The organism is Mycolicibacterium frederiksbergense, from assembly GCF_012223425.1.
Classification (GTDB): Bacteria; Actinomycetota; Actinomycetes; order Mycobacteriales; family Mycobacteriaceae; genus Mycobacterium; species Mycobacterium frederiksbergense.
Genome location: NZ_CP038797.1, coordinates 245700 through 258784 on the forward strand (window position 1 = coordinate 245700; position 13085 = coordinate 258784).

At 64.7% G+C, this 13085-nt stretch carries 9 protein-coding genes and 2 pseudogenes; 2 read left to right on the forward strand and 9 right to left on the reverse strand.

What is annotated here, in order from left to right; translation table 11 throughout:
• Positions 1-53: 53 nt before the first annotated feature.
• The 6 genes and pseudogenes from EXE63_RS01305 to EXE63_RS01330 form a co-directional block, all read right to left on the reverse strand.
• Complete coding sequence (locus EXE63_RS01305; protein WP_168140483.1) at positions 54-2174, reverse strand: heavy metal translocating P-type ATPase; 2121 nt, start codon at positions 2172-2174, stop codon at positions 54-56.
• A gap of 52 nt (positions 2175-2226) precedes the next feature.
• On the reverse strand, positions 2227-2556 hold the full coding sequence (locus tag EXE63_RS01310) for a metal-sensitive transcriptional regulator (RefSeq protein ID WP_168140484.1): 330 nt from the start codon (positions 2554-2556) through the stop codon (positions 2227-2229).
• Complete coding sequence (locus EXE63_RS01315; protein ID WP_168140485.1) at positions 2553-2711, reverse strand: hypothetical protein; 159 nt, start codon at positions 2709-2711, stop codon at positions 2553-2555. Before EXE63_RS01315 ends, EXE63_RS01310 begins: the two co-directional genes overlap by 4 nt.
• Positions 2704-4995: a heavy metal translocating P-type ATPase gene (locus EXE63_RS01320; protein WP_168140486.1), complete on the reverse strand. Its 2292-nt coding sequence runs from the start codon at positions 4993-4995 to the stop codon at positions 2704-2706. The genes EXE63_RS01315 and EXE63_RS01320 overlap by 8 nt, the downstream gene beginning before the upstream one ends.
• A 33-nt stretch (positions 4996-5028) precedes the next feature.
• A pseudogene (locus EXE63_RS01325) lies at positions 5029-5984 on the reverse strand (DUF8832 domain-containing protein).
• The gene (locus EXE63_RS01330; RefSeq protein ID WP_168140487.1) at positions 5981-6196 is read right to left on the reverse strand and encodes a cation transporter; all 216 of its coding nucleotides are present in this window, start codon (positions 6194-6196) and stop codon (positions 5981-5983) included. The pseudogene EXE63_RS01325 and the gene EXE63_RS01330 overlap by 4 nt, the downstream one beginning before the upstream one ends.
• Positions 6197-6733: 537 nt before the next feature.
• Between EXE63_RS01330 and EXE63_RS01335 the strand changes: the two are divergent.
• Positions 6734-7717: pseudogene (locus EXE63_RS01335) on the forward strand (IS481 family transposase); the annotation flags it as partial.
• A 588-nt stretch (positions 7718-8305) separates the two neighbouring features.
• On the opposite strand, the gene EXE63_RS01340 reads toward EXE63_RS01335, so the two are convergent.
• The 3 genes from EXE63_RS01340 to lpqS all read right to left on the reverse strand — a co-directional run bounded on the left by EXE63_RS01340 (position 8306) and on the right by lpqS (position 10596).
• Entirely contained in the window at positions 8306-8653 is a 348-nt protein-coding gene (locus tag EXE63_RS01340; RefSeq protein ID WP_168140488.1) for a hypothetical protein, read from the reverse strand.
• A 306-nt stretch (positions 8654-8959) separates the two neighbouring features.
• The gene (locus tag EXE63_RS01345; protein ID WP_168140540.1) at positions 8960-10069 is read right to left on the reverse strand and encodes a PLP-dependent cysteine synthase family protein; all 1110 of its coding nucleotides are present in this window, start codon (positions 10067-10069) and stop codon (positions 8960-8962) included.
• Positions 10070-10179: 110 nt separating this feature from the next.
• Positions 10180-10596 carry a putative copper homeostasis (lipo)protein LpqS gene (gene lpqS / locus EXE63_RS33650; protein ID WP_494546307.1) on the reverse strand — a complete coding sequence of 139 codons (417 nt, stop codon included), beginning with the start codon at positions 10594-10596 and terminating at the stop codon, positions 10180-10182.
• A 1782-nt stretch (positions 10597-12378) separates the two neighbouring features.
• Here lpqS and EXE63_RS01350 point away from each other — a divergent pair.
• On the forward strand, positions 12379-12756 hold the full coding sequence (locus EXE63_RS01350) for a BlaI/MecI/CopY family transcriptional regulator (protein ID WP_168140489.1): 378 nt from the start codon (positions 12379-12381) through the stop codon (positions 12754-12756).
• The last annotated feature ends 329 nt before the right edge of the window (positions 12757-13085 follow it).

Consider the following 13085-nt stretch of genomic DNA (forward strand, 5'->3'; position numbering starts at 1 on the left):
AGCAGCCTGCTTCGGGCTGTGGGATTTCGGGGTGATGGCGGACCACGATGCGGCTAGCGCTGCAACACGGCTCGGGTGCTCGCTTCGGGTCGAAGGTCCAGACGCCGCAATACCTGCGCGTTGAGCGCCACGACGATGGTCGACAGCGACATGAGAATGGCGCCGACTGACATCGGCAGCACGAAGCCGACGGGCGCCAGGATCCCGGCGGCCAGCGGTACCGAGATGAGGTTGTAGCCCGCGCCCCACCAGAGGTTCTGTTTCATCTTGCGGTAGCTGGCGCGGGACAGCTCGATCACCGAGAGCACCGAACGCGGGTCTGAGCTGGCGAGGATGACTCCGGCGGAGGCGATCGCGACATCGGTTCCGGCGCCGATGGCGATGCCGACGTCGGCTTGTGCGAGTGCGGGAGCGTCGTTGACTCCGTCGCCGACCATGGCGACTTTCTTGCCTTCGTGTTGCAGCGCCGCCACTTTGGATGCTTTGTCTTCTGGGCGGACGCCGGCGAAGACTCGGTCGACGCCTAGTTCCTGTCCGACGGTGTTGGCGACAGCTTCGGCGTCGCCGGTGATCATGACGACTTCGACGCCGAGCTTGTGCAGCGCATCGACGGCCTCGCGAGATTCTGGGCGTACCTCATCGGACAGGCTCAGACCACCGATGACGACCCCGTCTCGGACCACGTGCAGGATGATGGCGCCATGGGCGCGCCATTGCTCGGCGGCTTCGATTTCGGGTTCACCAAGTTCTTCGAGCAGCCGAGGGCCGCCCACCCGTACTTGGTGGCCGTCGATGGACGCGCTGACGCCTACGGCCGGCGAGGATGTGAAGCCGCTGGCGCGTGGAACATCGAGGCCGCGGTCGATGGCGGCTTTGACGATGGCTTTGGCCAGTGGATGTTCGCTGTCTGTTTCTGCCGCGGCGGCCAGCGCGAGGACGGTTGCTTCATCGTGGTCGGCGACGGTCTGCACCGCTGTGACAATGGGCTCGCCTTTTGTCAGGGTGCCGGTCTTGTCGAAGAGCACCGCGTTCACGGTACGCATGCCCTCCAATGCGAGCCGGTCTTTGATGAGCACGCCGCCGCGGGCGGCCCGCTCGGTGGCGATGGACACGACCAGTGGGATGGCCAGGCCCAGCGCGTGGGGGCAGGCGATCACCAGGACGGTGATGGCGCGAACGACCGAAGCGTCTGGATCCCCGACGATGGCCCAGATCAGCGCGGTGATGGCCGCGGTGGCGACCGCGAACCAGAACAACCAACCGGCGGCGCGGTCGGCCAGGCGCTGGGCTCGTGAGGACGAGTTCTGCGCTTCAGTCACGAGGCGCTGGATACCGGCGAGGGCGGTATCGTCGCCGGTCGCGGTGATCTGTACGCGCAGACCGGAGTCGGTGGCAACCGTGCCTGCGGTGACGGCATCGCCGACGCTGCGGTTGACCGGTCGGGATTCACCGGTGACCATCGACTCGTCGATGTCCGCGCGCCCGTCGACGATGGTCCCGTCGGCGGGAACGCTTCCACCCGGGCGGACCACCACCACATCGCCGACCCGCAGCTCTGCCGGGGACACCGTGACGGTGTGCTCGCCTTCGACCTTCTCTGCTTCGTCGGGCAGCAAGGCCGCCAAAGAGTCCAGCGCTGATGTTGTCTGGGCCAGTGAGCGCATCTCCACCCAATGCCCCAGCAGCATGATGACGATGAGCAGGGCCAGTTCCCACCAGAATTCGAGCTCATGGTGCAGCAAGCCCAAGCTCGCACCCCACGACGCGAGGAACGCGACCGTGATGGCCAATCCGATCAGCAGCATCATTCCCGGTTTGCGGGTGCGGATTTCGCTGACGGCGCCGGTGAGGAAGGGACGCCCGCCCACGATGTACATGACGGTGCCTAACACGGGTGCGACCCACTGTGCACCATTGAAGCCCGGGAGGTCGTAGCCGACGAGCATGGCGAACATCGATGAGAACGCCACGACCGGAACGGCGATGATCATGTTGACCCAGAACAGCTTTCGGAACTGAGCGACATGGTCACCATGGCCGCCGTGGCCCCCGTGCCCTTGGTGGTGTTGTTCGGTGTCGGCTGCCGCGTGTGCCTCGTGGTCGTGGTGACCGCCATGTTCGGCGTGCCGATCAGCGTGGGGGGTCGTTTCGGAGGGGTCGGGATGGTGTGTCATGTATGTCCTTGAGCTCGTCGATCGGCGGCGGCGTTGGGGCGGTTCGTAAACGCTAGGAGCGCACCAGCCGTGCGATCGCCTCGGTTGCTTCGGTCAGTTTCGCGTCTGCCGCGGGGCCGCCCGCGGCGGCGGCGTTTGCGACGCAATGGCGCAGGTGGTCGTCGAGCAGTCCGAGTGCTACCCCTTGCAAGGCTTTGGTCAGGGCGTCGACCTGGGTGAGGATGTCGATGCAGTAGCGGTCCTGCTCGATCATCCGGCTGATTCCGCGGGCTTGGCCCTCGATCCGCTTGAGCCGTGCGAGATACCGCTCTTTGTCCGTGATGTAGCCGTGGTGGCCGTCATCGGTCGTCGCGCAGTGGTCCGCGCCGTCTGTGGTGGTCATTGGTTCCTCGCTTGCACGCTCGAAGGTCGAGGTGCGGCGGCGCTGCGCCAGTCGATATCCAGCAGGTTCGGTGCAGTAGGGATGTCTGCTACTGCCGCAGCCTTGTCCTCGCCATCGGCGCAGCAGCAGCCGGCCCGTTGCAGTTGTTCAGTCACGACGACTGTCCTTTCTATCGCTGTCTGTCTGGTTGAAGGTGCTGGCAAATCCGCGCAACCGCAGGCTGTTGGCGACGACGAACACACTGGAGAAGGCCATCGCCGCGCCGGCGAGCATGGGGTTGAGCATGCCCAGGGCGGCCACGGGGATCGCGGCGACGTTGTAGGCAAACGCCCAGAACAGGTTGGTCTTGATGGTTGACAATGTCCTGCGGGATAGCCGGATTGCGTCGACGGCGCTGCGCAGATCGCCGCGAACCAGGGTGATGTCGGAAGCCTCGATCGCCACGTCGGTGCCGGTACCCATGGCCAGACCGAGGTCGGCCTGAGCCAGAGCCGCAGCGTCGTTGACCCCGTCGCCGATCATCGCGACCGTCTTGCCCTCAGACTGCAGCCTGGTGATCACCTGCACCTTGCCTTCAGGCATGACCTCGGCGATGACGGTGTCGATACCGACGTCCTCGGCGATGCGGCGGGCGACGGCCTCGTTGTCTCCGGTCAGCAGCACAGGGGTCAGCCCGAGTTGCTTGAGTTGGGCAATGGCTTGCGCGCTGGTGGGTTTGACGGTGTCGGCGATGACCAGGATGCCGCGGGCCTGTCCGTCCCAGCCGACCGCGACCACGGTCTTCCCCTCAGTTTCGGCGTGGGCCTTGGCCCGCACCAAGTCGGGATCGAGGTGTTGAGCCCAGTCGGCCAGCAAGGTCTCTCGGCCGACGACGACGGCGTGCCCGTCGACGACGCCCTGCACGCCCTTGCCTTGCACGTTCGCGAATTCCTCGACCGTGGGAAGTGCTCCGGTCTCGTCTCTTGCCGCGATAGCGATCGCTTGGGCAATGGGGTGTTCGGAGGCGTCTTCGATGGCACCGGCCAGCCGAAGCAGGTCGCTGCGGGTGGTTCCCGGCGACGTGACCACGTCGACGAGGGCCATTTTTCCGGTGGTGACGGTGCCCGTCTTATCCAGCACCACGGTGTCGACGCTGCGGGTGGACTCCAGCACCTCGGGTCCTTTGATCAGAATGCCCATTTGCGCGCCCCGGCCGGTTCCCACGAGCAGCGCGGTGGGAGTGGCCAGTCCGAGCGCGCACGGGCAGGCGATCACGAGGACTGCGACGGCCGCGGTGAACGCGGCGGCGACAGGGAATCCAGCCCCGAGCCACGCGCCGAGGGTGATCACCGCGACGACCATCACGATCGGCACGAAAACCCCGGAGATCCGGTCAGCCAGACGCTGCACTTCCGCTTTGCCGGTTTGGGCGTTCTCGACCAGTTTCGCCATGTGAGCCAGCTGCGTGTCGGAACCGACACGGCTGGCGCGCACGACCAGGCGGCCACCGGCGTTGACCGTAGCGCCCACCACGCTGTCGCCGGCGCCGACTTCGACCGGGACGGATTCACCGGTCAGCATGGACGCGTCAACAGCCGAGGTGCCCGAAACCACCACGCCATCTGTGGCGATCTTCTCCCCCGGTCGTACGACGAATTCGTCGCCGGCGGCAAGCTGGTCGGCGGGGATTTTGGTTTCGGTGCCGTCGCGCAGTACCGAGACTTCTTTGGCGCCCAGCTCTAAGAGTGTGCGCAGTGCGGCGCCGGCCTGGCGCTTGGACCGTTTCTCGAAGTAGCGACCGGCCAGGATGAAGGTCGTCACCCCCGCGGCTACTTCGAGGTAGATGTTGGCTGCGCCATGGGAGGGGGCCAAGGTCAGCGTGAAGGGGTGCGTCATTCCCGCCGCGCCTGCGGTTCCGAGGAACAACGCGTAGAGCGACCACAGGAACGCCGCCAGGGTGCCCATCGAGATCAGGGTGTCCATCGTGGCGCTGCCGTGGCGCAGGTTGACCCACGCCGCACGGTGAAACGGCCACGCTGCCCACAGGACGACCGGGGCTGCCAACGTCAGTGATGCCCACTGCCAGTAGGTGAATTGCAGTGCCGGGATCATCGCCATCGCGATGACCGGAACCGACAACGCGGTGGCCGCGATGAGGCGGTGACGCAGCGCGAGCAGTTCGGGGTCGTCTGCGATCGCGGAGGTGTCATCGGTGGTCTCGACTGTGCTCCCCGCCAGTGTGGCGGTGTAGCCGGTCGCTTCCACAGCGGTGATCAGCTGCGTCGGGTCATACCCGTCGGGCACCGCCACAGCGGCCTTTTCGGTCGCGTAGTTGACCGAGGCGGTGACGCCGTCGATCTTGTTGAGTCTGCGCTCAATTCGGTTCGCGCAGGAGGCGCACGTCATGCCGCCGATCTTCAGCTCGATGCTCGTGGCGGACACCGGTGTCGATGTCGTCATGGATGCTCCTTTTTCTGGGGGCCGGTATCGCGGTCAGTGCCCGCTGTGGCCGGCGCTGTGATCCGGATCTGCTGTCGGTGCGGTAGCGCCGAGGCCGCTGCGGGTGGCATCAACAGCGAATGTCGCGGTGTGCACTGTGTCCTGTATTTGGAAGTCGAGATAAAGCAAGTAACGGCCGGCGGTGGGTGCGGTGGCCGCGAACGGCACCGTTGGTCCACCGTGGTCCCCCGGTGACGGCACAGCGCCTTCGGGATGTACATGCAGGTAGGCAAGGTCGCCTTCACGGAGCGCGACAAGGTGCCCAAACGCACCCAGATACGGTTGCAACGCGGTCACGGGCTGGCCGTCGCGGGTGATGCGGGAGGTGAGCTGTGCTGATGTCCCGCGGTCATGGTTCCCTGTAGCTCTACGGTGTATCCGCCGACCCGGTCCACCGTGCGCGGGTCTGAAGCCGGCAAGGGCGCAAATGTTCCAGCCACCTCAACGGTACGAGTGAGCGTGCGCTGGCTCCCGCCCGTGGGCGCGAAGTCCGCGAAGACCCGGTAGCTGCCTGCGGCTTTCCAGGTCCACGGAATGGACCACGTGCCGCTTCGGGGATCCAGGATCGGATGCACATGGGCGTAATGGCTTCCGTCAGAACGCACGACGATCAGGTGTAACTGCTTGTCGTGAACGGTGTCGTAGTCCCGCAGCGGCTCTCCCGAGGAGTCCTGGATCGAAAAGCTCAGGTTGCCTCGGGCATCGGCGGTGCCTGGCGCTCGCACCGGCGACAGCTGGTAACCGTCCCGAGCGAGCGACAACCCTGCGGGGTCCCCGACCGGCATGGCGCCCGGCGCCGGCGGCTCGTTGCTGGCGAGAGGTTTTGGCGTCGAGCTGGCGTTCCCTTGGGCTGCGGGGGCGGGAACGAGGGCCGCCGCGGTGGCGTAGGCGGCACCGAAAGCTACGACCAGTGCCACGCAGAAGGCGGCCAGTCGTCCCGCCGCGTTCATGCGACCCGCACCGCCGAGTAGCCGGCCTCGGCTACGGCGGCCACAACCTGCGCGTCATCGACAGACCCGTCAGATGTCACGGTGAGCGCGCCGGTCTTGGCGCTTACCTCGACACCTCGGACCCCGGCGACGCCGCCGACCTCCTCGCGTACGGATGTCTCGCAGTGCCCGCAGGACATGCCCGTCACGGTGTACGTGGTGGTGGTGCTCATCTATCCTCCAACGACTCTCCGCTCATACCCTACCGGGTATGAGTAACCCAGGTTATACCCTTGAGGGTATTGGGCAAGGGGTGGCTATTTTGGCCCGTCCACAACGACGGGTTAGTGCTGGTCGGCTTATCCCCGAGAACGGGAAAGATAGTGGGGGTGCGAGCACTGCAGGTCGGGGAATGATGGTGGCCACTTATAGGCGAGTTCGACGCCCACGGAGTGATCATCGTGTTGCCCGATGGCGGTGGGCCCGATCACTACCGCGTGTGCGGCCGCTTGCCGACCGACTTGTCGACCGGAATTATGTGGGCGGACATTCGAGGATATGGAGCATCGCACTGCCCCGACCCGATGGTGCACCGCTGGGATTAGTACGTCACAGACAGCACAGCGGTCATGCACGCGCTCGACGCCACGTCCAGCCACCTAGTTGTACTGACCACGGACGTTAGGTACGGCGTGGCGTGGTGACATGAAGAAGACCTCCGAGTGAAGTGCGAGCTGTCTAGGAACGCACCAACCACCTCGGAGGTCTTCGTGTCCCACCGTAATGCCCCGTTGTCAGAAACCGGACGACTGCGTCTGGCCCGTTGCGTCGTCGAGGACGGCTGGACGCTGCGACGAGCGGCCGAACGCTTCCAGGTCGCGGTCGCCACGGCCCAGCGCTGGGCCTCGCGATACCGAGAGCTCGGCCAGGCCGGCATGGCCGATCGAAGCTCACGACCGCACCGACGCCCCCACCAAACGCCCACCCGTACCGAGCGCCGCATCATCAAGGTCCGGGTGTTGCGCCGGTGGGGACCAGCCCGGATCGGTTATCTGCTGGGCATTCATCCCTCGACCGTGCACCGAGTGCTGACCCGCTACGGGGTCGCCCGACTGCGCTGGCTGGACCGCCCGACGGGCCGCGTCATCCGGCGCATCGAATCCAAGGCTGTCGGCGACCTCGTCCACGTCGACGTCAAGAAGGTCGGCAAGGTCCCCACCGGCGGTGGCTGGCGGATGCAGGGGCGCAGCGTGGGGAACCGCAACGCGCAGGCCAGCAGAGGACCGGGCCAACACCGCAATCGCCGTCTTGTGCGTGGCTATCACTTCCTCCACACCGCGATCGAGGGGCATTCCCGGCTGGTCTACAGCGAACTGTTGGCTGACGAGCGCAAAGAGACCGCTGCCGCGTTCTGGACACGCGCCAACGCTTGGTTCAACCAGTGCGGGATCACCGTACGGAAAGTGTTGACCGACAACGGTTCTTGCTACCGATCACACGTATTCCGGGACGCACTGGTTGGTATCGAGCACCGGCGAACCCGCCCCTATCGGCCGCAGACCAATGGCAAGGTCGAACGCTTTCACCGCACGCTGGCCGATGAATGGGCCTACGCCCGGCTCTACACCAACGACGCCGAACGCTGCGCGGAGTACCCGCGCTGGCTGCACACCTACAATTACCATCGCGGCCACACCGCACTCGGCGGTCAACCACCAGCCAGTCGTGTACCTAACCTCTCAGGTCAGTACACCTCGGCGCCTTGGCGCCACAAACGCCTTGCGGCTTGCCTCCAACACCACCGTGTCGCCCGGTGCGCAGCCGTCACTAGCGCTGAAGCGTTTGTTCCTCGCTCAGCCGCTAATTGCTAACCCCAGCCCCGGACACTAAGGTCGTTCCACGCGCTCAAGCTAAAACATCCTCTGCGGCAGCGGCAATAATTTATGACCGTGCCTTCGCGAAAGTCGAAGGAGATCAAAGATCGACACGCCGACGCTCATCAACGCTGAAATAACTCACGCCACCCTAGGCGCGTGGCCCGCAACCTCGCCGACCTACGCCTCGAGAGGGAGCACTCACCAACGTGCCGAATGTCCTACCTGCTCGTCGCAGAAGACTTCGCGCGAGCTTCGCTGCCAAATTGCATACGAACACTTCGCTGAACTAGCAATACGGCTCGGCGGTATGAATACTCGCCGCGATGGGTCAGCAGTCGAGCACGGCTACCGAGCCGTGGCGGCGCGTCGCTCTCAATTCTGCACGGGCGACATCACACATGGTGGGCAGCCGATTAGACCGGGGCGCAAGCTCTGCAGCGAGCGCCCCGGCCATCAGCCAGACGGCTAACAGTCGACGTCGACCTGGACCTCGGTGTAGACCTTGCGTTCGAACGTGAGGTCACGCCCATTCCGCTGTACCTCGGTGATTTTTTTGCCCGGCCGAACGGAGCTGACCGAGCACTCGCTCAAAGGCGCCACGCCGATTCTGTTAAGCATCACCGTGAAACCCTGCGCCTCCAGAGCGGCAATGGTGGCACCAACGGGTCCCGATCGGGTGGGTGGTGCGCCGGCGACCGCCGCCGACGCCGGCTCGCGATGGCTGGCGACGTTCTCCTCCACAGGGTTCGACACGGTATGGGCCGCGCCGGCCGCACCCGGATTGACAAAGCTCAGCGCGCCGGCAACGGACATTCCCGCTACGATTGACAAGGCAATTCTGTTCATAAGATGTCTCCACGTCTTGTTCGGATTGCTGGTGGGGCCCGGGGTCCGATCCGGGTCCCACCGCCTACAATTGATTCGCTTTACGCTGTTTGGCGTTGGATTGTCTCAGTCCATATCACCTCCTTTATGTGTTCTGTATCCGCTATCGGGTGCCCATCCGTCGACCCCGGGGTGCGGGGCCGTGCGTCCCGCATCGATTGTTTTGGGGGCGCTCAGTCGCCGACGGAAGGCGACAGTAATCGTGGTGTGGGCGAAAAGCCGACAAGGTGGCGATCATCGCGTGCTCCGCAGCGGGTCGACTACCGCGGCGCAGCGGGTCCAGGAGGTCACCACCTGACTCGAGGGATCGTCCATCACGTGGGGCTCCTGCGGCGGGATGTTGTCGAGCAGACCGTGACGGCGGCAGTATTCGTCGTTGTAGACCGTGTCGAAGTAACGCTGCGGTCCGTCGGGGAAAACGGCGGCGATGGTGGTGTCTCGCGGGAGCACCCGGGCCGCCCAACCAGCGACGAGCGCCACTGCCCCTACGCTCCACCCCCCGCTGGCGTAGTGCGTCGATGCCAATGTGCGGCAGGCCCATACAGCCTCCGACGGCGCTACCCAGTGCACTTCGTCGAACGCGGCATAATCAACATTGCCCGGGTAAATACTTGATCCGAGCCCTCGCATGAGGCGGGTGGTGGCGGGTTGGCCGAAGATCGTCGATCCAATCGTGTCCACGCCAATCAAGCGGAGATCTGGGTTGTACTCGCGCAGAACGCGGGCCACTCCCGCGGAGTGACCCCCGGTACCCACCGAGCACACCAGGACGTCGACGTGGCCGAGTTGCTCGTGCAGTTCGTCAGCCAAGCTGCGGTAGGCCTCCACGTTATCGGAGTTATTGTACTGATCCGGGTGCCAGGCACCTGGTTCTGCGTTCAAGATCTGCTGCACTCGGTCCCGTCGAGCCTGCTGCCAACCGCCTTCGGAATGAGGTTCGGTCACGAGATCGACGTCAGCGCCGAAGGCCGCCAGCATGCGGTGGACGATTGGTTCCAATCCAGGGTCGGTGACCAGTGTGACGGGATGCCCATAGACCGTGCCGGCCAGAGCTAATCCGAGACCGAGTGTCCCACTGGTCGATTCGACGATGAGACCTCCCGGTGTCAACGACCCGCGGGCGCGGGCGCGTTCGACCATGTGCAGGGCAGGCCGATCCTTCATACCTCCGGGGTTGAAGCCCTCGAGCTTGGCCCAAAAGCACTTGTTGTCCGCGGTGAAGGGTGCCGCGATGCGCAGCACCGGCGTCCGACCGACCATGGCGGCTGGTCGGTGGGAGCGGGTGAGTCGTCGCTCCCGCGAGGGAAGCGCTTTGCGTGCAGGATTGGACAGGACATAGTTCATCGAATGACGTCGCTTCTGATGGGGCCGCGACAAGAGGTCGCGGCTGGTGTCGATGGGCAGCAATCACCGACCAGACCCACCGTGGGTGGGTGCGGTCTGGCGCTACCCAATCAGCGACGCGCGATGCACAACCGTGTCAAAGTATCTCGGCCAGTGGTGGCCAAGACCGCCCGACGCGGCGGGCCACGAACGACGGTGGGCGAGAAGTGACACCACAGCATCAACACCGTCACCGCAGCAGCGATCAAACTTGGAGCCAGCAGCGCCCCCGTCCCGCGGGGAAGCACCGCCTCGGCAAAGAGTTCCGACGATTCCGGTGCGGAGCCACTCGACAAATGAGGATGCTCGACAAGCACCGGCGCCAAGGCGGCCATGGGACTCGCAACGAGAACGTGCGCCCCATGCTGGGGTGCAGGGGCGAGTCCGGGCAGCGCCCATTCGGCACCCACGACGGTCACCCAGAACGCCAGAAAGACTGCGACGGCGATCCGCCTTCGCCGTCTTGGTCCGGTGTTGGTGTACGTCATGGCGTTGCCGACTGTACCAGTCGAGGCGGGGCATTTGGCTTAGCCGACGAGTCGGTGCCGTGTCGTTATAGCTCTGCGACTAGCGCCCACACACGTTGAACAAAGCTGCCAGTGAATCACGTGTCACTCCCCAAAGATCCGTTACGACAGCCCACTTAGTGCGGTCAGGTCCGCTATCGGCACCCGACGATCCCCTCCACGCCGCAGGGCTTCTACTATGCTAGATAGTAAGTGAGAGGTCCGCCCCGGCTGCGCCGATCGAGTTTCGTAGGTTTGCCAAGGAGGCATCGGCGAGGTTGGAAAAATATTCGGCACAACCAAGCGGTGTTAGTTCCGGTCGAAAAGTGAGCAGGTAGTTCCGGGGGCTGCTCAGAATTCAACCGCAGCCGACCCCACAGGCGGTTCGCGCCGTCGCCTACGGCCGATTCCGGCAGCGCAATCGAGCAGACCTGCCACTCGCTGCCGCGCCGAGATTACCTGCTGCTACTGTTTCGCGCACTCGACACGTGGATGACCGCGCAGCGATCACTCCCCACACCGATGGCAATCGTAACGGCCAATCTGCGAGACGCATGTAGGTCATCGGCCAGCGCGAGTAACGGGGCCATCCGTGCGAGAGGCGGAGCCCGGCACCGGAGTGCGAACGTCTCATCCTGTCAGCGCGTTCGAGATACAAAGGCAAATGATCCTTCGCGTCGCGCTTCAAGCCTGTGTCTACTACGTAGGGCACAACCAAGTTTTCGAGCCGCAACGAGATTTGTCTAGGCGATGCCGACGAAGGAGACGGTCCGAAGTTGCAGTCCCAGAGCGACTACCGTTAGCCCTGCGCCAGAGTAATTGCGGTGAGGAGTACCGCTACCGTCGCGCCGATCGCCGCTCCCACGGCAGTCGAACGCCGCGCTTTCGTCGGTGCAACACCGGCGCTGCCCCCTAAAGCCCACAGTCCCAAGACTGTCAGCCACAGTGCCGCGCTTGCTGTCCACGTTGCCGGTGCGGCTGACGTTTGAGCCACCATGTCTGCTCGCAGCGAGACAAAACGGGTGACGTAGTAGGCCGCGGCCAAGGTGATTCCGACAGCGAAAAGCAAGACACGAGCGGCGATAACGAGTCGCCGACGTCCCCGCACTGGCCTCGATCCCGCCATTGCCGACGCCGCGAGCGCACCTAGCGACAACACCGTAGAGGTTCCACCAAGCAGTAGGGTGCGGTCGACGACACGCGTACAGGTGTAGAAGGTGCCGCACTCGGGTTGGGCTGAACTCACGGTGAATAGGCCGATCGCCACGGCGCAAAGTAGGGACGCGCAGCCGAAACCCAGCAGCACGCCGGTGTTCGAGCGGCCCCAGGGGCGCTGCGTCGCGCGGGGGTGATCAGTCATCTTTTTCACAATAGTGGCCCTTTGCGGTCCGCAGCATATCGATCCGGCCGCTCTCCCAACGAGCGAACGGCCTTCGTGACAATAGGATCCTTTGTGGCGTCGCGGTTTGCACGCGGTGGCTATGTCCGATAAGGCGCGTTGGTGCAGAGGTGGGCCTCGTGGGCGCGGCACTCGTCACCGGCCTATGGGTAGATTCGTGACGTGACCGCGTGATGCGTTCGTCACCAACGCGGTACTACCCCTCTGACGGCGCCACCGCATCGCCAGAGCGCACGGCACTCCCGAAGGCGAGGGCAACACCGGCCCGCGGCGTCGATACTCGATGGTTGACTACGTATCTTGGTAGTATTGGAGCGGCACCGGGTAGACGTCTGATCGGCCGACGAACTGACGAGGAGCATCCCTTGCGCATCGACGGTTTCGGTCAACTCGAGGCCAAAATTATGGACCACATGTGGAGTCGAGGTCGGTCGGCCCCGGTGACGGTGCGCGATGTCCTCGTCGAACTCAGCGCCGAACGGGACATCGCATACACGACGGTCATGTCGACGATGGACAACCTTCATACCAAAGGCTGGCTAGGTCGGGAGCGCCACAGCAGGGCCTACCGCTATCAGGCGACAATGACACGGGAGGAACACAGCGCCCACCTGATGAGCGCTGTACTGGCAGGCGGCGGGCGACCCGACCTTGTGCTCAAGTACTTCGTAGAGCAGATGGACAACGACGAATCGGCGACCATCCGCCGCGCCCTACGCCGAGTGTCCCGCAGTAGGCAGTAGGGTCACTGCGTAGCTCGGCTTGTCAACGGCGAAGCGACGATCGGACCCGTTCACCCACGTGCACGACATCTACTGAATATCTCAGTAGGCTGGGCGGAGTCGCCGACGGGCTACAGGTCAACCGAACCCCTGCAGGCGGCGGGACGAGTCCGGAACGCCTATCCCCCTGCCGGTCGGACTCGTCCCGCACTCCGGTCACGGCAGCGCCCGTACAGAGCATGAACCCCGTCTACGGGCTGAAACGGCGGTCGACATCGACAGAAAGAGCCCAATACACCGGCATCCGCCCGCGGTGCACGGTTCAATCGGAACCTGCCCACTGCACGCGA

Coding starts and splice junctions, on each gene's coding strand:
- EXE63_RS01305 (WP_168140483.1), bottom strand. CDS start 2,174: ATGACACACCATCCCGACCCCTCCGAAACGACCCCCCACGCTGATCGG.
- EXE63_RS01310 (WP_168140484.1), bottom strand. CDS start 2,556: ATGACCACCACAGACGGCGCGGACCACTGCGCGACGACCGATGACGGC.
- EXE63_RS01320 (WP_168140486.1), bottom strand. CDS start 4,995: ATGACGACATCGACACCGGTGTCCGCCACGAGCATCGAGCTGAAGATC.
- EXE63_RS01330 (WP_168140487.1), bottom strand. CDS start 6,196: ATGAGCACCACCACCACGTACACCGTGACGGGCATGTCCTGCGGGCAC.
- EXE63_RS01340 (WP_168140488.1), bottom strand. CDS start 8,653: ATGTCCGTTGCCGGCGCGCTGAGCTTTGTCAATCCGGGTGCGGCCGGC.
- EXE63_RS01345 (WP_168140540.1), bottom strand. CDS start 10,069: ATGAACTATGTCCTGTCCAATCCTGCACGCAAAGCGCTTCCCTCGCGG.
- lpqS (WP_494546307.1), bottom strand. CDS start 10,596: ATGACGTACACCAACACCGGACCAAGACGGCGAAGGCGGATCGCCGTC.